We start from the raw sequence: 24,792 nt of genomic DNA, 5'->3' as shown, positions 1-24,792 counted from the left end.
GTTTATCTAAAGGGTAGCAATTATGGACAGCGCAAAAGAGATTGCCAAAGATATGCTTGAGGCCATTCATATCGATGGGTCTGGGTTTATCGGTGCTGTGGCGAAAGGTGTTATTTCCTTACCCATCAGCCTTGCCTATCTTGGCTATGATTTTATAGATACGGAACACCGCAGAGAGAATCAGGATGATAAATTTCGGTTAGCAGCACTGGTTAAAAAAGTAACTTTTAACGATGAGGTTATTTATAAGGTTATTAAACCATTTATAGATGATTTTGTTTCTCATGTAGACATGCATAAAATCTCACATTTTTCAAGAAATATATCTGGAAGTGTTATAGGTAAAATGATGTTCTCGCAGTTTACGGGGGTTAACCTCGGAAGGGCGATTATATCTCAAGGAGTTGGTGCCTTTTTTTCTGGTTCTGTTGCTGGTGGTGTATTGGGAGTTGGCGCTGAAGCATCAAGATCTATTTATACATCACGGTACTTACGTGAAAGAAACCCCATAATGTATGAGAAATTAAACAGTATGGGTGATTTTGATCTTTTATTTTATCTTGTTGAGGACATTGTTAGGCCTTATGAGACGGCTTGTGAAATTGCAAAGATAAACTCTGAAGAGTTTAATAATGTCTGCGAATACTTCTTTGGAGGTTTATGAATATAAAAGATTTTATACTTATCATTGTTTCACGGATCGTAGCCAGTATCGGGATGACGCTAGGAACTATCAGTATGATTTACTCTTTCTACTGTTTCTTTTTTTCAGCCAATCCTTACCGCTTTATTCTAGGTGGGGCAAGTATAGTAGCCTATCTCATAGGTTATGGGCTTTATAAATTCGCCTTGAAATACATTTATGATGAATGGGAACATTATAGATAGTATTCATCATATTTGTTGAGTTTGGTTCTATTTAATATCATTCTAACCCAGGACAGGAATCATAGAAATGGAAAATATATTTAAAATGACAGAGGGTATCCTTAATCGCTATAAACTGGATATTCCTTCCTGCCCTTATCCATTGGATGTGGAACGTTTTGATGGTTTAGAACAAATGAGTACTCTCTATCATTACACCATTCGTTTTACCAGTTCACATCCGGATCTTACGGCTGAAATGATGTTAAGTAAAACCGCTACGCTGAGCATGGGGGTGGGGAAACTATTAGATTCTGTTGTCGGTAAAATTGTTCATGGTGTGGTGACAAATTTCCGACGCTTGGCCGGTTCACGCGATCAGGTTACGTATGAAATTATTCTGGAACCTTTTATATCCTTACTGGATAAGCAGTTTCGTACTCACCGTTTCTTCGTCAACAAATCAGTGCCGGAAGTGGTAGAGCAAATTCTTGGCGAGCATGGTTTGAAGGGGTGGGAATATGAATTTAAGCTTAAACAAACCTACCCAAAACGGGAACAGATAAATCAGTACCAGGAAAGTGACCTCGCGTTTATCGAACGCCTGCTGGCGGAGGTGGGGATTTTTTACTTCTTCACCCTGCAGCCTGATACTCAGACCGAAGTGGTGCACTTCGCCGACAAGCAGAGTGCCTGGTCGTTTGGTAAGAAACTGCCCCTGAACAGCCCGTCAGGGGCGAATGACAATGCGGCCGACTCGGTGTGGGATGTACATGTCTGGCATAACGTGGTGGAGCGTTCAGTTACCGCCAGTGACTATAACCACCGTGAAGCCCAGAACGTCCTGACTTCGGTGCCAGCGGACATGACCCGCGGCGACGGGGAGGGGAATACTTACGGCGATGTGTACCATTATCGCCCGCGTCACCTTGAGCGTGGTGACAAAATTAACCCGACAGCGGAAACCGGTAACTTCTGGGCGCGCCTCGAGCATGAACGCTTCCTTTCTGGGCAGACCACGGTGACCGGCAGCAGTACAGACTACACTCTGGGTCCGGCACAGGTACTGACCATCACGGAAACGGCTATTCCGCCAACGCTGCCCCCGGAAACGGAGAATGGTGTTGTTATTATCCGCACTGGCTACTACGGCAGCCGTAAGAATGCCTTGAAAGTGACATGGGTAGCGATGCCGTACTACGAGAACCGCTGCTGGCGTCCTGCTGCTAAAAAGCGTCCAATGGTCAGCGGCACCCTGATGGCGCGTGTGACCAGTGCCAAAGATAATGACATCTACGCCTGGCAGGATGCATCCGGCATGTACCGGGTGAAGTTTGATGCCGACCGTGATGACAAAAAACAGGGCATGGAAAGCATGCCGGTGCGTTTTGCCAAACCTTACGGTGGTGATAATTACGGCTTTCACTTTCCCCTGATACAGGGTACTGAAGTCGCCATTGCGTTCCATGAGGGCGATCCGGATCGCCCGTATATCGCCCATGCCCTCCACGACTCCCGCCACGTCGACCATGTCACTGAAGCCAACAGCACGCGCAATGTTATCCGCACGGCTGGCCTGAACAAGATGAGGATGGAGGACAAACGCGGCGAAGAGCACATTAAGCTCAGTACCGAATACGGGGGTAAGACCCAACTGAATTTAGGGCACAACGTCAATGCTTCCAGGGTTCTTCGTGGTGAAGGCGCAGAACTGCGGACTAACGACTGGGTCAGCGTTCGTGGTGGTAAGGGCATTCTGCTTACTGCAGATGCTCAGCCTGACGTCGGCAGTAAAATGCTTGAAATGGACAGGGCTGTAGAACAACTGGAGCAGGCACTCACGCTGGCAAGAAGCCTCCAGGCTGCTGCGAAAGGGGCACAGGCAACAGTATCTGACATCGACAGCCAAAAGGCGCTAAACAGCTCACTAAAATATCTGAAAATGCCAGGATTGCTGGCCAGTGCTCCCGCTGGAATAGGCATTATCAGTCCTGAGGCTGTCCGGCTTGCTTCAGGTGGGGCAAGTATTGGCCTTATGTCAGGTAAAAACACGGATATCAGTACCGGGCAATCATTCACTGTAGCGGCAAGCGAAGCTGTAAGTTTGTTTGCACAGGCCGCAGGAATGAAAATGTATGCTGGTGCTGGGAGGGTTGACATTCAGGCGCAGGCAGATGCCATGAATGTCTCAGCATTACAGGACATCACTGTCGCCAGTGGTCAGGGGAGCGTGAAGGTAAATGCCAGCAAGGAACTGATTTTAAGTTGCGGTGGTGCTTATATAAAGCTTAGTGGCGGGAATATTGAGCTGGGATGTCCGGGAAATATTTTGCTGAAAGCGGCCAATGTTAATCAGACCGGTCCTGCCAGTTTAGATACACCGCCTGTAACTTTTCCTAAAGGGTACAGTGAAGGGTTTATCACAACATCATCGGCCAGCGGAGCAGTCAAGCCTTTCACCACATATAAAATTACAACGGCTGAAGGGGAGGTTTATGAGGGCATTTCCGGTGCAGAAGGAGAGACGTCTCCAATATTTACGTCTGTGCCATCGCAGTTAAAAATCGAATATCCGCGCAATATTGCTGATAGCCAGGAGGGCGAATAACATGACTACCGCTGTATCCTCACTCTGCCGTAAAAACCCCCATGCTCCATGCGAAGAGCAAATGCCCTACTGGGTCGAATTTCAACTGGTTGATGAGCAGGGCGAACCTGTGGCGAATATGCCATGGACTGCTGAAAGTTCACACCCTGTTTCCGGGCCAGTCGATAACTTTACGTATATAGGTCAAAGTGACTCAGATGGGCTTGTTCGGATTGATATGCCGCATGGACTTGAATTGACTCTAAAATTAGAATCGAATGCTTTAATAAATGAAATGGAGAAGAGAGCGCTTCGCCCAGGTAGAGATGCAGAAACCGATTCTTTAGTTAGACAGCCTGCAGTAGATGTCGGTCATATCTGGCATTACGCCGTAGTCGGTGAACTTAGTTCAGGTTATCCTAATATCGAATTGCATAAAGGCGAAACCTTACCATCCTTCCATTTTCCACCTAACAAGTCTTTCAAAGGACTTACCGTCCGGACAAATGAACTTGAAAAACGGCATATTATTGAAATTTGCCCTTTTAGAGCATGGGAGTTGGTATTGCATCACCAGGATGAATATTCAATGGCAAACGCTTTCAACCTCGGAGCAAGTGCCTCTCTAGCTTATGCCGATGATAAAGCACTCCGGCCGGAATCAATAACACGATTTTATATAAACCAGTGCCAAGATTTATCGCGTTTACCTCAGCTCCATAAAGGCGGTTTTAGTTACAATACACTAGTGCAGGATGTACCATTTAGCGAGCGATATAATCCTCCGGTTTTCATGGATACCTCTAGAGACACCTCAAAGACTGATAATAAAAGTGGCAGCACCTCTGGAGGGGGTAATTCAGCAAAACCAGAAGGCGATACTCAACTGTATTATGTTTACAATACAGATAAAGTCATTGTCGCATGGAGAGGGACTGCAGGGTTGTATGATGTCGGAACGGATCTGTCATTTAGTCCTATTAGCACTGAGGTATGTGATGTAAATAAAAATATGTGCACAAACTTGAGTCCTGCTGGAAAAGTGCATGATGGATTTCTAAGTGGATATAGTAGATCTGAACGGCTTTTTTCTTCTGAGTTTGATGAGCTCTTAACTTTAATTAGAGCACGAAATTTATTTGTTTGCGGCCATAGTTTGGGGGGAGCGCTTGCATTAATTTACTCTGCTGCACTAAAGTCTGAAAAACCTTTGCTCTACACATATGGTATGCCCCGTACCTTTACCAAGGAGGCAGTTCAGCAGTTATCCGAAATCACCCATTTCCGTCATGTAAACGATAATGATCCCGTTCCAGCAGTTCCACCCGAAGCGAGTCTAGATAATGCGTTATATAACCTCTGGGGACCACTTGGGAAAACTTTAGGGATGCTGTGGTCTGTTGGAGAACTTCTGGCTTACCAAGCTATATCTTGGGGGGATTGCTTTTGGCACCATGGTAATCCAGTTGTATTTCTAACTGCGACACAAAGTCGTGAGTGGCAAGAATGTAAAACAAGTTTGCCCGAACCTGCTGGTTGCATAAATTTAAAAAGGCTTCTTCCGATAAAAGCTAAATTATATCTTGTTCCTTCTTTGTCGGACCAAGAGATGCAAACTGCAGGCCGTAAACAAAAGGAGTTCAGAAGGTCACTAACGGCTAGCAAGCTGGAAGAGATTTTTCCTGACGGACAAAACCCCGACCGTGGAGCAGATTTAACATTTGGCGATCATTTCATGACTTCGTATATGCCTTACATGAATAATAAATTATTGGAACTAATAGATAACGAAGGATTGGTTGATAACCGGAATTTTACTGAGCATCTATATAATGTAGATCGTTTTAAAGAGCAAATGTCGGAACATAAAGATGAAACTCCTGAAAAGGAATATGAAAGAAATGAGATATTCCTTGACATAGAAGGGTTATTGAAGGCATCACTATCTCCCACTCTGTCTGAATCTTATGGGAATGATGCGCTAGTTCGATTCGCCATTTATGGTGACGAGGTGATTGAAAATGCTTGATAAAAATAAATTCATTTTTTTACCGCTTGTCTTTTTTATAGTCGGAGGTTGTAGTCATGCTACAAGCAATGCAATTTCCCCTCCAGCGGATACCAAATGGGTGACTGTGGAGGTTAGTAATCCTTCAATATACACAAGACCATTTCCTCTTGAAATTAGATATATTTCACGTGAATGCCAGAAAAAAAGAGTGAACAGATTTGATGGTTCTGTGGAAGCGGAATCAAGCTATAACGTTATTAAAGTACCTTTGCAGCAGCAGAATGGTGATAAATGGAAAGGTACAGTCGCTATGACTAGCAGGGGGGAGTGTGTATGGAGCTTAAGTTCAATCAATGTGGGTGTTGAATATATAGATGCTACACATCTTGGGGATGATTTAGTACCTGGAACTGCGGTTGGTGTAACTATTGCTTTTGATGCTGATGCTGCGCGGAATGGACAATTTGATACAGTGGCGGGGAACGATTTTAATTACACTCCAAAATACTATCCTTTTATAAAAAAATGGAATGATAGCCCACAATCTACTATGCGGGATAAATTATATCTCTTCGGTAAGGAAGATGCGTTTTGGAAAGTGAAGTTAGACTATAAACCTAACGAAAATGTTTTAATAAATTACAACCCCTCTATAGACGAAAGTAAAAAAGTATTGATGATATTCCCTAATAAGAAGGGGAAAGATGCCATGTACTCTTTTGTCTATCCAGATGGGAGCGTCATTTCATCAAAAAACACAACACCTGATTTTAGTAAAGTCGACAGGACGAGAGGGGAATAATCAGCTAACCAAATTCGGGCATAACGTCAACGCGAGCAGGGGGCTTCGTGGTGAAGGCGCAGAACTGCGGACTAACGACTGGGTCAGCGTTCGTGGTGGTAAGGGCATTTTGCTTACTGCAGATGCTCAGCCTGACGTCGGCAGTAAAATGCTTGAAATGGACAGGGCTGTAGAACAACTGGAGCAGGCACTCACGCTGGCAAGAAGCCTCCAGGCTGCTGCGAAAGGGGCACAGGCAACAGTATCTGACATCGACAGCCAAAAGGCGCTAAACAGCTCACTAAAATATCTGAAAATGCCAGGATTGCTGGCCAGTGCTCCCGCTGGAATAGGCATTATCAGTCCTGAGGCTGTCCGGCTTGCTTCAGGTGGGGCAAGTATTGGCCTTATGTCAGGTAAAAACACGGATATAAGCACCGGTAAGCACCGGGCAATCGTTCACTGTAGCGGCAAGCGAGGCTGTAAGTTTGTTTGCACAGGCCGCAGGAATGAAAATGTATGCTGGTGCTGGGAGGGTTGACATTCAGGCGCAGGCAGATGCCATGAATGTCTCAGCATTACAGGACATCACTGTCGCCAGTGGTCAGGGAGCGTGAAGGTAAATGCCAGCAAGGAACTGATTTTAAGTTGCGGTGGTGCTTATATAAAGCTTAGTGGCGGGAATATTGAGCTGGGATGTCCGGGAAATATTTTGCTGAAAGCGGCCAATGTTAATCAGACCGGTCCTGCCAGTTTAGATACACCGCCTGTAACTTTTCCTAAAGGGTACAGTGAAGGGTTTATCACAACATCATCGGCCAGCGGAGCAGTCAAGCCTTTCACCACATATAAAATTACAACGGCTGAAGGGGAGGTTTATGAGGGCATTTCCGGTGCAGAAGGAGAGACGTCTCCAATATTTACGTCTGTGCCATCGCAGTTAAAAATCGAATATCCGCGCAATATTGCTGATAGCCAGGAGGGCGAATAACATGACTACCGCTGTATCCTCACTCTGCCGTAAAAACCCCCATGCTCCATGTGACGAGCAAATGCCCTACTGGGTAGAATTTCAACTGGTTGATGAGCAGGGCGAACCTGTGGCGAATATGCCATGGACTGCTGAAAGTTCACACCCTGTTTCCGGGCCGGTGGAGGGATTCACTTATTCTGGTCAGAGCGATGCTGACGGGCTAATCAGCATTGATATGCCACATGGTCTTGAGCTGAAACTGACACTTGACAGTAACCAACTGACAGAGGAAATGGAAAAGCGCTCTCTTCGCGTGGGTAGAGATCCTCTAAAAGACTCAATTGTTCGTCCAAAAGCAGAGAAAAATGGCTATGTGTGGCACTACGCCGTTGTGGGCGAATTATGCCATGAGCAACCTGATTTACAATTAAGAGACGGGGAAGAGTTACCCTTATTTCATTTTCCAATCAGTAGTTCATTTAAGGGCGTTAAGGTCAGAACAAATGAACTTGAAAAGCGCCATGTGATAGAAATTTGTCCGTTCAGAGCCTGGGAGCTAGTGCTCCATCACCAGAATGATTACTCTATGGCCAATGCCATCAATTTAGGGTTGGCCTCTGATTTAGCATATGATGATATAGATATCATTACGAAGTATTTTATTAATAAATGTCAGGACCTGTCGACGATACCATCCAGAAAGATTGGTCAATCGACTATTAATGCTTTAGTTGTTGATGTACCGTATTCTGATAGGTATTTTCTTCCAATAGATATTGATTCGACCAAAGCTGATGATCCTGAAGGAGATACGCAGCTTTATTATGTCTACAACAACAATAAAATAGTCATAGCATGGCGTGGGACTGCCAGTCTGACTGATGGGATAACGGATGCTTCTTTCAGACCAGTAGCGCCCGATAGTTGCAATATCAAATCGGAATGTACTTCATTAGTTCCTGTTGGGAAGGTGCATACTGGTTTTTGGGCAGGCTATACCTTAATAGAACGAAAATTTGAAAAGGAACTTACTGAACTAACGAGAATAATACCGGGTAAAGAGTTATTCATTTGTGGGCATAGCTTAGGAGGAGCGCTGGCATTAATTCATTCTGCTAGGTTAAAAAATAGGAACCCACTTCTTTACACATACGGTATGCCAAGGACGTTCACTAAAAATGCTGTAGATGCATTATCAAGTATTATCCACTATCGGCATGTAAATGATCAAGACCCAGTACCATCAGTTCCACCTGAAGCTGATCTGGATAATCAGTTATATAAACTATGGGGGCCATTGGGAACAACGCTTGGTTTTTTATGGTCGGTCGTTGAGCTTACCGCCTGGCAAGTCGTAGAGTGGGGGGACTGCTTTTGGCACCATGGGAATACGGTCGCATTTTTAACCACAACTCAAAGTAGAAAGTGGCAACAATGTAGTATTGAACTTCCTTACCCAAGAAATTGCATGACCATTCAGGCGAGGCTTCCTGAAAAGGTTAAACTTTATCTTGTTCCTTCGCTGGCGCTTCAGGAAGCCAGGCAATCAGGGCAAGATCAAAAGGCATTTAAAGCTTCACTTACTAAGGAAGATCTTCAAGAATTTTTCCCCGAAGGCATGAATCCAAATAGAGGGATGCCTGCGAATGTTGGAAATCATCTTCTGACATCATATATACCCTATATAAATAATAAATTGATAGGGTTAGCTTATGAAAAAGGGCTAAGCGATGGAAAGATCTTCACTGAGCATGCCGATAAAGTAGCATCTTTTAATTTACAAATGGACCACTATTCAGGTGAAATCCCTAAGAATGAGTTTGACAGGAATAAAAAGTTTCTTTCGCTCGAGGATTTGCTAAAAAATTCGCTTAGCTCAACCATCTCTGCCGCATCCGGTTCCGATGCTCTTAAAAGATTTGGCCATTATGGTGAAGAGGACATAGAAAATGTATAAGAGATTAAATTCATTCGTCTTGATCCAGTTTGCTTTATTGCTAAATGGATGCGCTCAAGCAACTGACAGAACATTATCACCACCACTAAATACTGGCTGGGTTAGTATTGAGATTAAAAATCCTTCTGCGTATACAAAGCCTTTTCCTCTTGAAGTGTTGTATGTATCAACAACGTGCAAGCGTGAGTTGATGAGTATGCGAGATGGTCAACATTATGAGAAAGTGGGACTCAATCCAATAAAAATACCGCTTCAGGAAAAGGACTCATCCGGTGTATGGATTGCAAAAATAGCAAAAGATGGCGGCGGTAAGTGTAACTGGAAACTGAGTGAATTCAATTTGGGTATTGAATATATTGATGCTACTCACCTCGGGAAGGGGTTAGTTCCGGGAACTGCAGTTGGTGCAACAATTGCGTTTGATGACAATGCAACAAAAAATGGTCGATTTAAGGTGTTTACAGGTTCCGAGCTTGTTTTATCTCCCATGTACTACCCTTTGATAGATAGTAATAAAGATATAAGTGTGAATGATACGTTGAATTTATTTGGTCAGGATGATTTTTTACTGAAAAAGATAGTATCTTCAGAAAAAAATGTTCAAATTAAATTCGAACCGACAATTGATGAGTCTAAAGTCGTCAGGATGATTGCTCCAACAGAACAAAAAGTTGGGGTAAACTATAAAATTATCTACCCTGATGGCACGGTTGTGTCTGATGGATCAACTCACCCTGATGTAAACAGGTTGAAGGATTAATCTCAGCAGCATCCGGTTCTGATGCTATTAAAAGATTTGGTCATTATGGTGAAGAGGACATGGAAAATGTATAAGAGATTAAATTCATTCGTCTTGCTCCAGTTTGTTTTATTGCTAAATGGATGCGCTCAGGCAACTGACAGAACATTGTCACCACCATCGAATACTGATTGGGTTAATATTGAAATAAAAAACCCGTCTTCGTATACAAAGCCTTTTCCTCTTGAAGTGTTATACGTATCAACGACGTGCAAGCGTGAGTTGATGAGTATGCGAGATGGAAAGCATTATGAGAAGGTAGGGCTTAATCCAATAAAAATACCTCTTCAGGAAAAGAACTCATCCGATGTATGGATTGCAAAAATAGCTAAAGATGGCGGCGGTAAGTGTAACTGGAAACTGAGTGAGTTCAATTTTGGTATTGAATATACTGATGCTACTCATCTCGGGAATGGTTTAGTACCGGGAACTGCTGTTGGTGCAACAATCGCGTTTGATGACAATGCAACAAAAAATGGCCTATTTAAGGTGATTCAAGATTCTGAGCTCGTTTTATCACCTGCGTATTACCCCTTGATACAAAGTAATAAGCGCATCAGCACAAATGATATGTTGAATTTATTTGGTGAGAAAGACTTTATGCAAATAAAGATGATTTCCTCTGCCAAAAGCATTCAGATAAAATTCATGCCAACTCTTGATGAATCTAAGTTGGTTAAAATGATTGCACCAAAAGAGCATAAAGTCGGAGAGTTTTACAAAATTGTCTACCCTGATGGCTCAGTTGTATCTGATGGATCAACTCACCCTGACGTAAGCAGACTGAAGGATTAAACATGACAAAAGGCTTAGTTTTGCTTGGTGACAAAACCTCTCACGGCGGAAAAGTGATCTCCGCCTCTTCCAATATTACTGTCGACGGAAAAAAAGCCGCATTAGTTGGTGATATGGTTAGTTGCCCGGTAGAAGGGCATGGAACTAATCCTATCGTGGAAGGATCACCGCACCGGACATTTAACGATCGCGCTGTTGTCGTCGATGGCTGCAAATGTCAGTGCGGTTGTACTGTAATTTCAAGTGCTCAGAACAGCACTGTAGGATAATCAATGGGCTGGGAAAGGACGAAAGCAACAACAATGACGTTGCCTCCTGAGCCATCTTTTACGGGATGGCTGTTGGCAGGGGGGGGGGCCGCGGTTGTGGGGATTTTGCTGTTTATCCTGCATGCGTCAGACATGGTTAAGGCACTGGCTGTATTCAATATCTGGTGGCTGGCATCCAGCCCGGTTCTTGGCTGGTTTTTCCTGTTTTGCTTGCGGGGGTGGCTGTGGGGCAGAACAGTCAATGAACATCAGTTTTTGCAGAAGGAGGCTGAATACGGGCAGCAACAGTGGGAAGCCTGGGCTGGACGCTATCTGGCCGTACTGGGAAGCTGCATACTGCTACCTTCCGGAGTGACCTCTGACGCCATTGCTAAATCAGATGCTGCAGATGCGCCGCAATTGCTTTCACTGACCAGCCATTTTGATGAGAAATCGACGACGCCCACCTCCTTGCTAGAACTGGGTCTGGCCGGTGTACAAGAGGCGATATCAATGTTGCCTGCGACAGTACCATTCAACGTCACCATAATGAGCGACATGATTTCGTCAGACTTCGAGACCCGGTTTCGCAAATCATGGGGGAAAATTTATCCTGGGCGTGAGCTAACAGGTTCGATCTCATGTTGTGAAGCCCTTTCTTTTGACTGGCTCGAGGAGCGCCTTAAAAATCCCGTTTTCGATATTGATTTGATCCTGATATTGCAGAGTCAGGGTGCTGAACAGTATTCCGATGCACTCGCAGCGATGGTACTTACCAGCGATGATGTTGCTGAAAAATACCAGCTTTCACACTCCGCCCGCATATTGCGACCGATGCCGCTGGACATGACAAATTTCAGGGCTGATATGGGGTTGTTCCTCGAAACACAAACGATCGCCTGTCAGACGTCAAACGTGTTCTGTGATTACGGGCACTGGAATGACGGGTTTGCTGATCTAATGACCGCGTCTCAATCACTTCTGACACCGTGGGTGCCCCAGGAAATTGATGTACTGGAAAAATATAACGGAATTCCAGGGGGCGGGAGTGCGTGGCTTCTAGCCACATTACTGGCCGACATCATGTTCGTCAGCAACAAACCTGTTTTAGGACTGTTTACCTCAGGTGCTGATCGTTTTGTCAGTACTGTTACCTCAGGGAGTGAAAATAATGATGCCGGGTAGTACATGGAGCAGGGGAGGGCTTGCCGGCATAATAGCCTGCATCTCAGCGATTATAGTAGCCTTGATCCTTCATTTCGGCCCCTCGCATGGCCTTGATACCCGACTGAAGCAAGTGCTTGCATTTGTTGCCGTATGGATAGTCTTGCTGATTGTTTTCTATACACCGTTTATGTTCCGGTTTATGAAGGAAAAGTATCATCGCTGGCGAGAGCAGAAGAACAATGCGCTGCCTTCTGATGAATCAAGAGTTGCCCGGACTCCGCCACGCAATGTCACCGTTGATACTATCCGTGACGCCATGCGTAACCTCTATGGTCGGCGCTGGGGACGTAAAACACGCATTCTGCTGGTCACTGGGACAATATCTGAGGTGGAGCAGTTGACTCCGGGTCTTACGGGCCAGCTCTGGCAGGAAGACCGCGGCACACTGTTGCTGTGGGGCGGTGATCTCAATACCCCAGCCGACAGTGCCTGGCTGACCGCGTTACGTAAGCTGCGTCGCCGTCAGGTGGATGGCCTGGTGTGGGTCACTTCGGCCTTTGACCAGCTCTCAGCACCAGGGCTGGAGCCGCCATTGCCGGTGCCGTCTGAAAGCACCATGGATGCCCTGTCTCACGCCATCAGCGCGCGTATGGAAACGATTGGCTGGAAACTTCCTCTCTACGTCTGGTCCCTGCACCCGCGTGCCGGTAAGCCGGAAGGGCGCATTTCGCAGGCGACCGGTTGTCTGTTGCCTGCCGGGTGTCATACCGAAGGGCTGGCAGAGCAGCTCTCCGCCCTGACACCGGATTTGATATCACAGGGTTTGCAGCAGACCTGCGGTGAAGTGAAACATAACTTCCTGCTGACGCTTGCCGACCAACTGATTCGTGAGCCGGAAAGCGTGACCGCACCGCTGTCGGTGATGCTCAATCCGTACCGCCCGCTGCCGCTGGCTGGTGTGGTGTTTAGTCAGCCCTCTGCCGGTGCCGAACGTGCCGTGACGCACCACTGGGGCATGGATAAGCGCTGGGATATTCTGCCTGAATCTGTCCGGATGCTTCCTGCTGGACTGCGTCCGCGCAAGCCGGGCGTTCCCTGGCGCAAAGTGTTTGCGTCAGTTGTCGCCCTGGCGATGGTGGGCTGGGCTGCGTGGATGAGCATCGCGTATGTCACCAACCGCAGCCAGATTGACGGCGCGAATGCCCAGGCAGCACTTGCCGCCCGACAGAACCAGCCGCTGGAGCAGCGCCTGCACGCGCTGTCTGAACTCCAGAAAACGCTGGCCCGTCTGCAGTACCGGGCTGAGCACGGCGTGCCATGGTATGAGCAGGCCGGGCTGAGTCAGAATAATGCCCTGCTGACCGCACTTTGGCCACGTTACCGCGACAGCGCACTGCCATTGTTGCGGGATGCGGCCGCAGACCACCTGCAGAAGCAGATCAGTGCGTTTAACGCGCTGCCGCCGGGCAGTCCGCTGCGTGAGCTGATGGCAAAAGCTACCTATGACCAGCTCAAACTCTACCTGATGCTTACCCGTCCGGAACATATGGATGCGGCCTGGTTCAGCTCGGTGCTGCTGCACGACTGGCCAAAACGTGATGGTGTGAAAGACGGTGTCTGGCAGGGCGTGGCGCCGTCACTGCTGTCGTTCTATGGCGCACAGCTGGTTGCGCATCCTGAGTGGAAGCTCCGTGCTGATGAAAGCATGGTCAGCCAGGCGCGTTCCTTGCTGGTACGCCTGATGGGCGTGCGTAACAGTGAATCGACCCTGTACCAGAAGATGCTCTCCAAGGTGGCTCATCTGTATGTCGATATGCGCCTTGAAGATATGACTGGCGATACTGATGCATCCCGTCTGTTCAGCACCACGGAAATTGTACCTGGCATGTTCACACGCCAGGCCTGGGAGCAGGCCGTCCAGCCCGCCATTGACAAGGTGGTGAAAGCGCGCCGGGATGAGCTCGACTGGGTGCTCACTGACAGCAAGCAGGTGAATAAACAGAATGAGACCTCACCGGAAGCGCTGAAAAAACGCCTGACGGAGCGTTATTTCGCGGACTTTGGCGGGGCCTGGCTGGAGTTTCTGAACAGCCTGCGCTGGAACCAGGCGCCCACGCTGTCGGATTCTATTGACCAGTTGACCCTAATGGCCGACGTGCGTCAGTCACCGCTGGTGGCGCTGATGAATACCCTGAATGTACAGGGTCGTACCGGGCAGACAGGCGAAGCTATTTCGGATTCGCTGGTTAAATCAGCGAAAAACCTGCTCGGTGGTGACAACAAAGATGCCATTGACCAGAGCGTCGGTGTTCACGGCCCGCTAGATGCGACCTTTGGTCCTGTGCTGGCGCTGATGGACAAGAACCGCACGGGGGCACAGGAGCTAAGTTTGCAGTCGTTCCTGACCCGTATCACACAGGTGCGTCTGCGTTTGCAGCAGGTAACGAATGCTGCGGACCCACAGGCTATGACCCAGACCATCGCCCAGACAGTATTCCAGGGCAAAGCGGTAGACCTGACTGAAACTCGTGACTACGGCAGCCTGATTGCCGCCGGTCTGGGTCAGGAGTGGAGCGGATTTGGGCGGACAGTCTTTGTGAGTCCGATGGAGCAGGCCTGGCAGCAGGTGCTTATCCCAGCGGCCAATAGCCTCAACGCCCAGTGGCAGCAGGCGGTGGTTGCTGAGTGGAACAGTGCCTTCGGCGGACGCTATCCGTTTAACAATTCCAGCAGTGATATATCCCTGCCGCTGCTGGCTAAATACCTCAATGCAGATTCCGGGCGTATTGCACAGTTCCTGCAGAACCGCCTCAAAGGCGTGCTGCACAAAGAAGGCAATCACTGGGTGCCGGACAGCATCAACTCGCAGGGGCTGGCCTTTAACCCTGCATTCATGAATGCCATTAACACCCTGAGTTATATCTCCGATATCGCCTTCACTGAAGGCAATGCAGGGATGAACTTCGAACTTCGTCCGGGTACTGCCGATGGCGTGATGCAGACCAACATGATCATCGACAGCCAGAAGCTGACTTATGTTAACCAGCTCCCGGCATGGAAGCGCTTCACCTGGCCTGCTGATACTGAAGCTCCGGGGGCGAACCTGAGCTGGATAAGCACGCAGGCGGGCACCCGCCAGTACGCTGATATCCCAGGTGCATGGGGCTGGATCCGCCTGCTCGATAAAGCCGTCGTCAGTGCTTACCCGGGCGTCGGCAGCAGCTACAGCCTGAGCTGGAAAGCACAGGATGGTCGCACCCTCAATTATACCCTTCGTACCGAAGCTGGAGAGGGGCCGCTGGCACTGCTGAAGCTGCGTAATTTCCGTCTACCGGAAACCATCTTCAGTACCTCCGGTGCAACACTATCAGACCAGGTTATCAGTGCAGGAAATGCTACAGAGGACGTATATTGATGAGCACGCTCTATGCCTTACTTAATGCCTGCCAGGCTGATCAGGGGCCACTGCTTGCCGCCACCCGTGAGCGTGTGGCGCAGTGGGACAGCTGGCTGCAGCCGCTGTCTGGGGCGTCACCCGCTGGCGAAGACCCAGGTTATGACGACGATTTCCAGCAGATTCGCGAGGAAATTAATAAGCTCTCTGGCGCCAACATCGAGCTTATTTGCCTGCATGCAGAAAAGATTTTAACCACCGTTGCGAAAGATATCCGTGTCGCAACCTGGTACTGCTGGGCGAAGCTGCACCGCGAAGGTGAGCAGGGGCTGGGTGAAGGACTTGAACTGCTGGCCGGTCTGCTGGAGCGCTTTGGTACACAACTGCACCCGCAACGTGATCGCAGCCGTAAGGCGGCGCTGGAATGGCTGGCAGGATCGCGCATGACTGACTCTCTTTCCCTGTACCCGGAAGTTGTTAGGGAAGAAGCGATGCGTACCACCGGAGCGCTGCTGCTGATAGCCGGGCTTACTGAAAACGAACCAGATGTAATCCGTCCGGAACTCAATGCGCTGTACGGTGCCCTGGAAAGTCGTTTGCAGAAAGCCGGGGGGATGGATGCGGTGGTACCGCAGAACGCCAGAACCAGCGAAACCCCTTCATCTGTCAGCCATAGCGATGCCCCGGCCATCGGGCGAATCACTTCAGGCCAGGATTTGCTGTCCCAAGCCCGCATACTCACCGAATACTTGCGCGAGCAGCCTGACGGCTGGTTGTCAGCGCATCATCTGATGAAGAGCCTGCGTCATGACACCCTGCGGGCCATCCCGGCCCCGGATGCGCAGGGACGTACGCGCATCGAACCGCCAAGGGCGGATCAGCGCGCGTTACTCAAACGCCTCTACCTGCAGCAGAACTGGGCTGAAATGCTGGAAACGGCCGACAGCACCTTTTCCCGCGGAGCCAATCACCTGTGGCTGGATTTGCAGTGGTACATCCACCAGGCGTTGACGAAATCAGGGCAGGACACCCTGGCTGACATTATTGCTGCCGATCTGAAAGGGCTGTTGTCGCGCCTGTCCGGGCTGGAGACGCTGGCTTTCAGTGACGGCACGCCGTTTGCGGACGAAGTGACTCTGAACTGGATCCAGCAGAGCGTGCTGGACACCGTCGGCGGGTGGGGCAATGAGACCCCAGCCGCTCCGAGCACCGCCGGTAACGATGACATTCTGGCGCTGGAGCCGGAAGCCGTGGCACTGGCCGACAGCGAAGGCCCGGATGCCGCGCTGGGCTGGTTGCAGACCCGGCCGGGCATGACCACCGATCGTCAGAAGTGGTTGTTGCGCCTGCTGATGGGGCGCATTGCCGAGCAGTACGGTAAAAATGACCTGGCGGTGCACCTGTTTGCAGAGCTGGGTGATCGTGCCAGAGAAGTGACCCTCAGCAGCTGGGAACCTGAGCTGTTGTTCGAGGTACAGGCCCGCCATCTGAAACTCCTGCGCCTGAAAGCCGGTCGCAGTGAGGCTGATAAGGCCCGCCTTACGCCGGTAATGGACCAGTTACTTGCCGGACTGATCGCCGTCGATCCTGCCCGTGCCGCCGTGCTTTGCGGTTAAATTCACAGGAACAGAAATAAATGGAAGATTTGACCCTGCGCTATTTCGATGCGGAAATGCGCTACCTCCGTGAAGCGGCCAAAGAATTTGCCCGAACCCACCCGGACCGGGCCGCGATGCTTGACCTGGATAAGGCCGGCACACCCGATCCGTATGTTGAACGCCTGTTTGAAGGCTTTGCTTTCTCGATGGGGCGGCTGCGTGAAAAGATTGACGACGATCTGCCGGAACTTACCGAAGGTCTGGTCAGTATGCTCTGGCCTCACTACCTGCGTACCATTCCGTCACTCTCGGTGGTGGCGTTCACGCCTGTGCTTCAGGCCGTGAAGATGGCGGAAGTCATGCCCGCGGGTCTGGAAGTGTACTCCCGCCCGGTAGGGCCGAAGAACACGGTCTGCCGCTACCGCACCACCCGCGATGTGATGCTCAATCCGCTGAACATCTCAGGGGTAACCATGACCACTGAGCCTGACGGGCGTTCGCTGCTGCGGATGCGTTTTGCCTGTAGCACACAGGCGGACTGGTCCCATGCGGACCTCAGCCACCTGAGCCTCTATCTCGGCGCAGATGCGCCAGTCAGCAGCCAGCTACACCTGATGCTGACCAGGCGGCAAGCCGCCCTGTATATGCGTCTGCCTGGGCAGACTGACCGTATTCGCCTGGACGGGTACTTTTCGCCGGGAGGATTTGCGGAGGAAGACGGGCTGTGGCCGAAGGGGGATACTGCCTTCAGCGGCTACCAGCTGCTGCTGGAGTATTTCACCTTCCGCGACAAGTTTATGTTCGTCCACCTCAACGGTCTGGACGGGATTACGCCGCCTGCGGGAGCAGAGTACTTCGACATCGAAGTCGTGTTCAGTACGCTGTGGCCATCAGACCTGCCGGTCACCGATGACGCGGTTCGTCTGCACTGCGTGCCGGTGATTAACCTGTTCACGCTGGAAGCTGACCCGCTCACCATTACGGGGCTTGAAAGTGAGTACCTGCTGCGCCCTAAACGGCTGCAGGACGGACATACCGAGATTTATGCTGTGGATTCGGTCATAGGCTCAAACCGGACCGGTGACGCGGAGTATGTACCGTTCAGCAGCTTCCGTCACAAGGGCGGTATGATGCGTCGTCACGCCCCGCCACGCTATTACCACACCCGCGTTAAGCGGGGCGTTACCGGGCTGTATGACACCTGGCTGATTCTCGGTGGTCACCAGTGGGAGGATGACAGGCTGTTTGAGCGTGAAGCCGTTTCGCTGCAAATTACCGGCACCAACGGTCAGTTACCGCGCCGGGCGCTGCAGAGCACGCTGCTTGACCGCTGTGAGCAGGTGGTGCAGACGCCACTGACGGTGAAAAACCTCTGCAAACCCACGCTGCCGGTTTACCCGCCAGCAGAAGACCGTTTTCACTGGCGGGTACTGAGCCACCTCGGCTCCGGGTTCCTGAACATGATGAGCACCGCCGAAGTGCTGCGCGGCACGCTGGCACTCTATAACTGGCAGGAGGATGAACTGAACACCCGCCGTCTGGAGGCGATTCAGCATGTGGAGCACCACCGCCTACAGCGTTTTGAGCAGGGTTACCTGTTGCGGGGGCTGGATATCGAAGTGACCATCGACAGCAACGGCTTCACCGGTGAGGGCGATATTCACCTCTTCGGTGAAATGCTCAACCGGTTCTTTGCGCTGTATGCCGATATGAACCAGTTTAACCAGCTCACCCTCATTGTTCAGCCAGAAGGAAAATGCATCCGGTGGAAAGAGAATCACAGTCCGCGTCTGCCCGGCTGATAGCGCAACTGGGGGACCGGCTGCCATATATCAACTTTTACCGCTTCTGCCAGCTGCTGGAGCAGAGCCAGCCGGATAAACCGGTCACTGGCAGCACCTGGCTGGTACGACATGAACCGGTACGCTTCCGGCCTCATCCAGGCATGGGATTTCCGGCATCTGAAATCAAAGGAATTGAGCAGTCTGAACATTCCCATCTGCCGCCGAATGTGCGCATCACTTTTATGGGGCTCTACGGCGTGGAGTCCCCTCTGCCGACGCACTATATCGATGACATTACCCAGCGGCGGGAAGGGTATGAGGCCACTGCGGATTTCCTCGATATTTTCAACCACCGGTTGATTGCTCAGTACTATCGCATATGGCGTAAATACTCGTACCCGGCGACCTTTGAAGAGGGTGGGAAGGATAAAATCTCGCAGTACCTGTTGGGGCTGGCGGGACTCGGCATTGACGGCTGTGCACAAAACATTGCCACCCCGGCCTCACGCTTTCTGGCGCTGCTGCCGGTCATGTTGCTGCCCGGACGTACCGCAGAGGGTATGACCTCACTGGTGCGCCTGCTGGCACCCAATACACGGGCGAAAATCTGGCACCATGACAAACGCCGCGTGCCTCTGAAGAAACCTTTGGTTATGAGCGTCAGCCAGCCAGTCACCCTGAAAAACCGTCCGGTGATGGGTAACTATGCCACCGACGTAAACAGCCAGGTGCTGATGCGCCTGACAACCACTGACTCAACTGAAGTGCTGGGCTGGTTACCGGGCGGGGAGCTTCACTCGGACCTGATGACGCTGCTGTATGTGTATCTTGGGACTCGCCTGGATGTCCGTCTGCAGCTATCCGTCGACCGTAGCCTGCTGCCGGACGTGACGATGAACATTAAGCCCGATGCCGGAGCCGGGCAGCTGGGCCGCACCGCCGTGATGCGGCCGCTGAATGCAGCGAACACCGTCACGCACTCAAAAACCATAACCATCAATCTTGGCCGCTATGAGCGGGTACAGGAAAATATTCACCGCAGGGAGACCGATGAAGATGGCGATTATCGCTGGTAAATTTCCTCTGGCAGCTCTGGCCGTAGGTATCACACTGATACTTGCTGGCTGTGGGCTGACTCAAAAAGTCACAGATGGCACCGTTGCTGTGACCAAATCGATTTTTTATAAGCAAATAAAGACCCTGCATCTGGATATTCGTGCCCGTGAGGCCGTTAACAGCAATGCTGGCGGCGTGGCACTGTCGACGGTGGTGCGCATCTACCAGCTTAAGGATCGCAAAACGTTCGACAGTACTGACTATCCGTCACTGTTTAAAGAGGACAGTCAGGTCATCAAAGCAGACCTGCTGGTGGAGAAAGATATCCTCCTGCAGCCGGGCGGGGCGGTCACGGTCGATATACCAATGGAGGAAAATGCGCAGTACGTGGCGGTGGCAGGAATGTTTATGTCACCCGACCAGGAGAACAATACCTGGCGTGTGGTAATGAGCCGCGATGACCTCGATCCGGATAAGGCACGCGTCATTGAGGCGGGGAACAACCGCCTGACCCTGAAGGCGCTGAAAGATGAATGAGACGCCCCGTTCCTCGATTTACGAGACGCTATTTGGCAATTTTACCGGTGGGTTCGATCTGCATCAGGTCAGTGAAGAAAACCAGGTCATCCTTTCGGTTCTGGATAACATGCAGCGCGTTCTCAACTGTCGCGCCGGCACGCTGGCGCATCTGCCTGATTACGGGCTGCCCGATATGACGAAAATCCTGCAGGGCATGCCGGGAACGGCCCATGAGCTCATGGGCACATTGTCTGCCGTCCTGCTCAAATATGAACCGCGCCTGAAAAAGATAGACGTTGTTCTGCTGGAGCAGAACATTCCCGGCGAGCTGCGCTATGCCATTGACGCTGAACTTAAAGGGATTGGCCTGGTGCGCTACGGGACTGAGTTTATGCCCGAAGGTCGGGTCCTGTTGCGGCATCTCAGGCAACAGCAGTATCTCGACACAACACCTCGTATATAAGGTCAGTTAACACCATGTCAGTAAAATCACAGTTCCTGAAGAAGTTGCAGGCGCGACAACCTTCACCCGTTCCCGCAGTTAGCAAGAGTCAGGCCGATATTGCAGAGTTTCGCATGCGAATGGCTCAGCTTCAGGAGCAAATGGACGCCTGGCTGTCAGATACCGGACTGAATGCAGAGCCACTGACGGTATACGTTCCTGACCTGCTGGTGGAGGGCGGGGCTTTTGATATTTCCGGTATCGTCCTGCGTTATGGTAACCGGGCGGTTAAGTTTATGCCGATATTTCTGTATGGACAGGGAGTTGCAGGCTGTGTCGAGGTGACTTTTTTTTCCGGGTACAGCGCGATTTCTCAAGGACGCCTGTTCATGCGGGTGGGGAGCGTAAATGACTGGATGTTTACTCCCCCTGATACATTACCTCAGTCAGGAAAATTATTTGATGAAGGTGTTTTTTTCGATCTGATTTTAGCGCTGCTGTCCTAGCAATAACATTCATTCCTTTATTCGTCATTGCGTTTCTACACGCAAAACTGCCTTACACATCAACTGACGAAATTAACCGACACGGATATGCAGGCCCTGCAGAATGACCACACATATAACGTTAAAAACCGGCGGCGACCCGCGTACGCTGCCAGATTATGCCGCCCTCCGCGACGAACTCAGTAAGCTTACACATCCTGCTCGCCCTGATGTGAACTGGCAATATGTCCAAAGACTCTGTCTCTCAATGTTTGAACAGAACGGTGTGGAGTTGCAGACAGCAGCCTGGTACACCCTTGCTCGTACTCACCTGTCTGGATTAGCTGGCCTGAATGAAGGGCTGGCGATTCTGGAGGCCCTGATTAGCCACCAGTGGGACACCTTATGGCCGAAGACACAACACGCTCGTATGGAAATCCTTAGCGGCCTTAGCCAGCGCCTGCAGCAGCGCATGCGTATGCTTCCATTCAACAGCAGCCATCTTAGTGAGCTTTATCGTGCTGAAGCATTACTTACCAGCCTGAGCGCGGTGCTCCAGCGCCTTGAGCTTAAACACCTTAGCCAGTTCGATACGTTACGAACGTTGATACGTTCAAGTGCTGAACGGCTGGAAAGCAGTAATGACACGTCCGATTTGAATGTGAACATGAAGCCCGATAGCGAATCGACTCTGGAGAAAGCCGAACCGATCGAAGAAGTGAAATGGGTATATGTTGTGCATCAGGAAAATCAGCCGAATGGGGAGGATCGTACGACAGCCCCCGTGCCTGTCAGACAGTGGAAGCCCTTTATTACCGGGATGTGTTCCACACTGGTGGTGTGCTTCGCTGTGGCGTGGGGATGGGCTTCTTTGTCCAGACCCGACCCCCTGGCGACTCAGGCTTTTGCCTCTCTGGCTCCGTTACCTGAAGTGCTCACGCCTGTGCAGCAAGACGCGTTAACACTGCGAGGTACTTTACCGTCCACGTTTATCACAGACACGCAGCAGCAGCTTGCCCGCCTGGATAAACTGCCTCCTGACTGGAATCTTTCCTACAGCCTTCAGCTGTTAAAGCAGCTCCAGACATTATGGCCGGAGGAGGCGAAACCGCTCACAATGCAGTGGCAGCAAAAATTTAACGCGGCAGCGTTACCTGTCGACGCAATGAACAGCTGGTATCAGGGAATGATGACGCTTCAGCAACTGAGTCATCGGCTGAGTAGTCTGGACGAGCAAAAAGGAAAATACATCACGGTAAGCGAGCTTAAATCGGTAGTTTTTTCGACTATACAGTCATTTAACCAGACGATACCGGCTGAAGAACAACTCAGGCGCCTGTCACAGCATCCAGCAGGAGATGCGCTTCCTGAAGCAGAAAAGACTCAACTGGAGTTGCGTCTTAAACAGCTGGCAACGCGTTACGCTCAAATAAAACAGGATTCTTCTGCTCAGTGAATTCTGGCGGTAGACAGACGAATGTGCTGGAAAAAGCGGGAGGGTAAAGTGTCCCCTGCAGACATCACATAAAGCGTCTAAGTGCAGAGGATTTAAGAGGAAATGCAGAGGTGGAAAATATTGTGCCCGCAATTATGCCCGCAAAGGATAATCATGAGGCTTTTTGAAGTGGTGAGAAGTAACTGTGTTTCCAGTTCTGATAATCGGCGTAAACCCATTTAGAGGCGCGGCCGAATTTGTGAGGTGATGGCAGGCGGCCATGTTTGATTTCTGAGTACAGGAACGTCTTACCCATACCAGAATCTTCCATCATGAACTTTAAGTCAACAAGTGAGTCGTCGCGAAGTTCGCGCATAGGTTTCATCTCCGGATTGGGAATCGAACAGGGAAGGGGGTTAAATACACAGGCCTCATCGAGTGTGAAGCTGTGTGATTCCATGGTTACTCCGATAGCTTGAATCGCTTCTGAAATTCCTTCCTTGTTGCACAATACTCTAGATAGCTTCCGTTGAATTTAATCATTGGGAAGTCAGCAAACAGAACGTGGTCAAGCCCAATAGCAGTAACGATGAACTTAGAATTGTCACCATCAATATTCTGTGACTCATAAACGTAGCCACCTTCAATTTTGATTTCTTCACTGACTGACATTATCTATCTCCAATAAAAAACCGCCATTGCGGCGGTCTAGTCGATGCGGATTCCTGATACTTCACCTTCCGCTATGGCTGACTCATACTGTGCTCGAGTGACAACGATATCGTCGCTCTCTTTCACAAATACATGTCCAGGCATGCGCCACTTCGTGCATATTATTTTGTCATTTGGATAGAAGTCATCCTCAGTGGTATTCGAGAATCGAATTTCTCCATCTTTGTCTTGCCACGCATATCCTTGTCTGGAAGGCCATCCGCCACGCTTAGGCAGCTCTTGAACTAACAGATTGATTAATTCCATATTCATCTCCTTACGCTAATTTCTTATACACGCGAGGCTCATCAACAGTAGCCGCGCGCAGTTCGTGTTCTGCGTGAGAACTGTAATCACCGGAATCCCACTCGATGCGATACCATGTTGGCCGGCTTTCCTGTTCCGTAACGCCATCAACCACTCCTTTGATATCGCCTGACTTGTGCTTCACGATTGCGCCCACAGCAAATTTAGCCATAACAAGCCCTCTGACATGTGAATGAGTGAAGAGATAGCGCTCAGAGCCATAATTCCGACTATGAGCCAGATAATTGGATTGGCGTGCATGGTGACTCCGGATAAAGAAAAACCCGCTGGGTGCGGGTTTGTTATGCGTAGAATGGGTTAGGCATTAATCACCTTCCCGCAGCGTTTGCAGTAGCAGCCGTGATAGGTTTGCTCCCTGTGCGCATCAACTACTTTTAATGTGAAATTTGCATCACCTTCAATATTGACTGGTCGCGTTGGAGCTGATTTGGTTATCACTGGGACAAAGGTATGTCCAAAGACAGCACCGAATAATCCATTGCACTTATCCATCAAGCCTCCTGCTGCGGTGCTGCTGGCAGTGGCATCCAGTGGGTGACATCTCCAGGTACAGAATAGTAATCGTGTTGTGTTTGCCAGGTGTCGCCATCCCACCAACCCTGGCCTACGTCATGACCATTTGAGATATGCACATCCGTCATTCCTTCCGGCATCTGCTCACTGCAAGCCACCCAACTACCTGGCAACTCATCACGATTTCTTACAGGTTCGGCACCCAGAAGCATGGCGGCGCGTCCTTGCCATCCTTCCCACATTGCCGCCATCATCATGAACCAGACGTTTCCACAGCCAGCTTTTTTGTTATCAAAGAACCAGTCAGCAAACTCTCGGCTCATTCCGTTTTGCTCTGCTATTT

General features: G+C 50.0%; 24 protein-coding genes and 1 pseudogene. 19 read left to right on the top strand and 6 right to left on the bottom strand.

Annotated elements, in window-relative coordinates; all coding sequences use genetic code 11:
- Positions 1-22 precede the first annotated feature (22 nt).
- The 19 genes and pseudogenes from HB664_RS19290 to HB664_RS19205 all read left to right on the top strand — a co-directional run bounded on the left by HB664_RS19290 (position 23) and on the right by HB664_RS19205 (position 22,919).
- Entirely contained in the window at positions 23-664 is a 642-nt protein-coding gene (locus HB664_RS19290; protein ID WP_126327524.1) for a hypothetical protein, read from the top strand.
- Between the two features lie 291 nt (positions 665-955).
- Positions 956-3,475, top strand: a complete 2,520-nt coding sequence (locus HB664_RS19285; RefSeq protein ID WP_219940050.1) for a type VI secretion system Vgr family protein — start codon at positions 956-958, stop codon at positions 3,473-3,475.
- A 1-nt stretch (position 3,476) separates the two neighbouring features.
- Entirely contained in the window at positions 3,477-5,483 is a 2,007-nt protein-coding gene (locus HB664_RS19280; RefSeq protein ID WP_219940049.1) for a lipase family protein, read from the top strand.
- Positions 5,476-6,267, top strand: a complete 792-nt coding sequence (locus HB664_RS19275) for a hypothetical protein (RefSeq protein ID WP_219940048.1) — start codon at positions 5,476-5,478, stop codon at positions 6,265-6,267. The genes HB664_RS19280 and HB664_RS19275 overlap by 8 nt, the downstream gene beginning before the upstream one ends.
- Positions 6,170-6,787 carry a type VI secretion system tip protein VgrG gene (locus HB664_RS22900; protein WP_258235840.1) on the top strand — a complete coding sequence of 206 codons (618 nt, stop codon included), beginning with the start codon at positions 6,170-6,172 and terminating at the stop codon, positions 6,785-6,787. The genes HB664_RS19275 and HB664_RS22900 overlap by 98 nt, the downstream gene beginning before the upstream one ends.
- A pseudogene (locus HB664_RS22890) lies at positions 6,735-7,237 on the top strand (DUF2345 domain-containing protein). The gene HB664_RS22900 and the pseudogene HB664_RS22890 overlap by 53 nt, the downstream one beginning before the upstream one ends.
- Before the next feature lies 1 nt (position 7,238).
- Entirely contained in the window at positions 7,239-9,176 is a 1,938-nt protein-coding gene (locus tag HB664_RS19265; protein ID WP_219940047.1) for a lipase family protein, read from the top strand.
- Positions 9,169-9,936 carry a hypothetical protein gene (locus tag HB664_RS19260; RefSeq protein WP_219940046.1) on the top strand — a complete coding sequence of 256 codons (768 nt, stop codon included), beginning with the start codon at positions 9,169-9,171 and terminating at the stop codon, positions 9,934-9,936. The genes HB664_RS19265 and HB664_RS19260 overlap by 8 nt, the downstream gene beginning before the upstream one ends.
- A gap of 66 nt (positions 9,937-10,002) precedes the next feature.
- Entirely contained in the window at positions 10,003-10,770 is a 768-nt protein-coding gene (locus HB664_RS19255) for a hypothetical protein (RefSeq protein ID WP_219940045.1), read from the top strand.
- Between the two features lie 2 nt (positions 10,771-10,772).
- A complete protein-coding gene (locus HB664_RS19250; RefSeq protein ID WP_143346648.1) occupies positions 10,773-11,039 on the top strand; it encodes a PAAR domain-containing protein in 267 nt (88 codons plus the stop codon).
- A 33-nt stretch (positions 11,040-11,072) separates the two neighbouring features.
- Positions 11,073-12,203, top strand: coding sequence for a hypothetical protein (locus HB664_RS19245; RefSeq protein WP_258235837.1), 1,131 nt, complete (start codon positions 11,073-11,075; stop codon positions 12,201-12,203).
- A gap of 181 nt (positions 12,204-12,384) precedes the next feature.
- Positions 12,385-15,600: an ImcF-related family protein gene (locus HB664_RS19240; protein ID WP_375156349.1), complete on the top strand. Its 3,216-nt coding sequence runs from the start codon at positions 12,385-12,387 to the stop codon at positions 15,598-15,600.
- Positions 15,600-17,195 carry a type VI secretion system protein TssA gene (gene tssA / locus HB664_RS19235; protein ID WP_219940042.1) on the top strand — a complete coding sequence of 532 codons (1,596 nt, stop codon included), beginning with the start codon at positions 15,600-15,602 and terminating at the stop codon, positions 17,193-17,195. The genes HB664_RS19240 and tssA overlap by 1 nt, the downstream gene beginning before the upstream one ends.
- Positions 17,196-17,215: 20 nt before the next feature.
- Entirely contained in the window at positions 17,216-18,979 is a 1,764-nt protein-coding gene (gene tssF / locus HB664_RS19230) for a type VI secretion system baseplate subunit TssF (protein WP_126327515.1), read from the top strand.
- A complete protein-coding gene (gene tssG / locus HB664_RS19225; protein WP_126327514.1) occupies positions 18,934-20,037 on the top strand; it encodes a type VI secretion system baseplate subunit TssG in 1,104 nt (367 codons plus the stop codon). The genes tssF and tssG overlap by 46 nt, the downstream gene beginning before the upstream one ends.
- Positions 20,018-20,554 (top strand): type VI secretion system lipoprotein TssJ, encoded by a 537-nt coding sequence (gene tssJ, locus HB664_RS19220; RefSeq protein ID WP_172620293.1) that lies wholly within the window; start codon positions 20,018-20,020, stop codon positions 20,552-20,554. Before tssG ends, tssJ begins: the two co-directional genes overlap by 20 nt.
- Positions 20,547-20,999, top strand: a complete 453-nt coding sequence (gene tssE / locus HB664_RS19215; protein ID WP_126327513.1) for a type VI secretion system baseplate subunit TssE — start codon at positions 20,547-20,549, stop codon at positions 20,997-20,999. The genes tssJ and tssE overlap by 8 nt, the downstream gene beginning before the upstream one ends.
- 14 nt (positions 21,000-21,013) lie before the next feature.
- Positions 21,014-21,484, top strand: a complete 471-nt coding sequence (locus tag HB664_RS19210) for a hypothetical protein (RefSeq protein WP_143346653.1) — start codon at positions 21,014-21,016, stop codon at positions 21,482-21,484.
- A 103-nt stretch (positions 21,485-21,587) separates the two neighbouring features.
- On the top strand, positions 21,588-22,919 hold the full coding sequence (locus HB664_RS19205) for a VasL domain-containing protein (RefSeq protein ID WP_219940041.1): 1,332 nt from the start codon (positions 21,588-21,590) through the stop codon (positions 22,917-22,919).
- 151 nt (positions 22,920-23,070) lie between these two features.
- Here the strand turns inward: HB664_RS19205 and HB664_RS19200 are convergent, their stop codons facing one another.
- The 6 genes from HB664_RS19200 to HB664_RS19175 all read right to left on the bottom strand — a co-directional run bounded on the left by HB664_RS19200 (position 23,071) and on the right by HB664_RS19175 (position 24,772).
- Positions 23,071-23,358, bottom strand: coding sequence for a helix-turn-helix transcriptional regulator (locus HB664_RS19200; RefSeq protein ID WP_375156348.1), 288 nt, complete (start codon positions 23,356-23,358; stop codon positions 23,071-23,073).
- Between the two features lie 2 nt (positions 23,359-23,360).
- The gene (locus tag HB664_RS19195) at positions 23,361-23,570 is read right to left on the bottom strand and encodes a hypothetical protein (protein WP_039266249.1); all 210 of its coding nucleotides are present in this window, start codon (positions 23,568-23,570) and stop codon (positions 23,361-23,363) included.
- A gap of 36 nt (positions 23,571-23,606) precedes the next feature.
- Positions 23,607-23,876, bottom strand: coding sequence for a hypothetical protein (locus tag HB664_RS19190; RefSeq protein WP_219940040.1), 270 nt, complete (start codon positions 23,874-23,876; stop codon positions 23,607-23,609).
- A gap of 10 nt (positions 23,877-23,886) precedes the next feature.
- Positions 23,887-24,087 (bottom strand): hypothetical protein, encoded by a 201-nt coding sequence (locus HB664_RS19185; protein ID WP_219940039.1) that lies wholly within the window; start codon positions 24,085-24,087, stop codon positions 23,887-23,889.
- Between the two features lie 146 nt (positions 24,088-24,233).
- Entirely contained in the window at positions 24,234-24,428 is a 195-nt protein-coding gene (locus HB664_RS19180; protein WP_219940038.1) for a hypothetical protein, read from the bottom strand.
- The gene (locus tag HB664_RS19175; RefSeq protein ID WP_219940037.1) at positions 24,428-24,772 is read right to left on the bottom strand and encodes a DUF551 domain-containing protein; all 345 of its coding nucleotides are present in this window, start codon (positions 24,770-24,772) and stop codon (positions 24,428-24,430) included. The genes HB664_RS19180 and HB664_RS19175 overlap by 1 nt, the downstream gene beginning before the upstream one ends.
- Positions 24,773-24,792: the final 20 nt, after the last annotated feature.

It is taken from the genome of Enterobacter sp. DNB-S2 (assembly GCF_019443845.1).
Lineage (GTDB): Bacteria > Pseudomonadota > Gammaproteobacteria > Enterobacterales > Enterobacteriaceae > Enterobacter > Enterobacter asburiae_B.
The sequence above is the reverse complement of the archived record's forward strand: the minus strand, read 5'-3'. Positions and strand labels throughout refer to the sequence as shown.

Coding starts and splice junctions, on each gene's coding strand:
- tssJ (WP_172620293.1), top strand. CDS start 20,018: ATGGCGATTATCGCTGGTAAATTTCCTCTGGCAGCTCTGGCCGTAGGT.
- tssA (WP_219940042.1), top strand. CDS start 15,600: ATGAGCACGCTCTATGCCTTACTTAATGCCTGCCAGGCTGATCAGGGG.
- HB664_RS19250 (WP_143346648.1), top strand. CDS start 10,773: ATGACAAAAGGCTTAGTTTTGCTTGGTGACAAAACCTCTCACGGCGGA.
- tssG (WP_126327514.1), top strand. CDS start 18,934: ATGCATCCGGTGGAAAGAGAATCACAGTCCGCGTCTGCCCGGCTGATA.
- HB664_RS19175 (WP_219940037.1), bottom strand. CDS start 24,772: ATGAGCCGAGAGTTTGCTGACTGGTTCTTTGATAACAAAAAAGCTGGC.
- HB664_RS19195 (WP_039266249.1), bottom strand. CDS start 23,570: ATGTCAGTCAGTGAAGAAATCAAAATTGAAGGTGGCTACGTTTATGAG.
- HB664_RS19255 (WP_219940045.1), top strand. CDS start 10,003: ATGTATAAGAGATTAAATTCATTCGTCTTGCTCCAGTTTGTTTTATTG.
- HB664_RS19190 (WP_219940040.1), bottom strand. CDS start 23,876: ATGGAATTAATCAATCTGTTAGTTCAAGAGCTGCCTAAGCGTGGCGGA.
- tssF (WP_126327515.1), top strand. CDS start 17,216: ATGGAAGATTTGACCCTGCGCTATTTCGATGCGGAAATGCGCTACCTC.
- HB664_RS19275 (WP_219940048.1), top strand. CDS start 5,476: ATGCTTGATAAAAATAAATTCATTTTTTTACCGCTTGTCTTTTTTATA.
- HB664_RS19205 (WP_219940041.1), top strand. CDS start 21,588: ATGACCACACATATAACGTTAAAAACCGGCGGCGACCCGCGTACGCTG.
- HB664_RS19265 (WP_219940047.1), top strand. CDS start 7,239: ATGACTACCGCTGTATCCTCACTCTGCCGTAAAAACCCCCATGCTCCA.
- HB664_RS19200 (WP_375156348.1), bottom strand. CDS start 23,358: ATGGAATCACACAGCTTCACACTCGATGAGGCCTGTGTATTTAACCCC.
- HB664_RS19185 (WP_219940039.1), bottom strand. CDS start 24,087: ATGGCTAAATTTGCTGTGGGCGCAATCGTGAAGCACAAGTCAGGCGAT.
- HB664_RS19245 (WP_258235837.1), top strand. CDS start 11,073: ATGACGTTGCCTCCTGAGCCATCTTTTACGGGATGGCTGTTGGCAGGG.
- HB664_RS19180 (WP_219940038.1), bottom strand. CDS start 24,428: ATGGATAAGTGCAATGGATTATTCGGTGCTGTCTTTGGACATACCTTT.
- HB664_RS19290 (WP_126327524.1), top strand. CDS start 23: ATGGACAGCGCAAAAGAGATTGCCAAAGATATGCTTGAGGCCATTCAT.
- HB664_RS19280 (WP_219940049.1), top strand. CDS start 3,477: ATGACTACCGCTGTATCCTCACTCTGCCGTAAAAACCCCCATGCTCCA.
- HB664_RS19210 (WP_143346653.1), top strand. CDS start 21,014: ATGTCAGTAAAATCACAGTTCCTGAAGAAGTTGCAGGCGCGACAACCT.
- HB664_RS19260 (WP_219940046.1), top strand. CDS start 9,169: ATGTATAAGAGATTAAATTCATTCGTCTTGATCCAGTTTGCTTTATTG.
- HB664_RS19240 (WP_375156349.1), top strand. CDS start 12,385: ATGAAGGAAAAGTATCATCGCTGGCGAGAGCAGAAGAACAATGCGCTG.
- tssE (WP_126327513.1), top strand. CDS start 20,547: ATGAATGAGACGCCCCGTTCCTCGATTTACGAGACGCTATTTGGCAAT.
- HB664_RS22900 (WP_258235840.1), top strand. CDS start 6,170: ATGCCATGTACTCTTTTGTCTATCCAGATGGGAGCGTCATTTCATCAA.
- HB664_RS19285 (WP_219940050.1), top strand. CDS start 956: ATGGAAAATATATTTAAAATGACAGAGGGTATCCTTAATCGCTATAAA.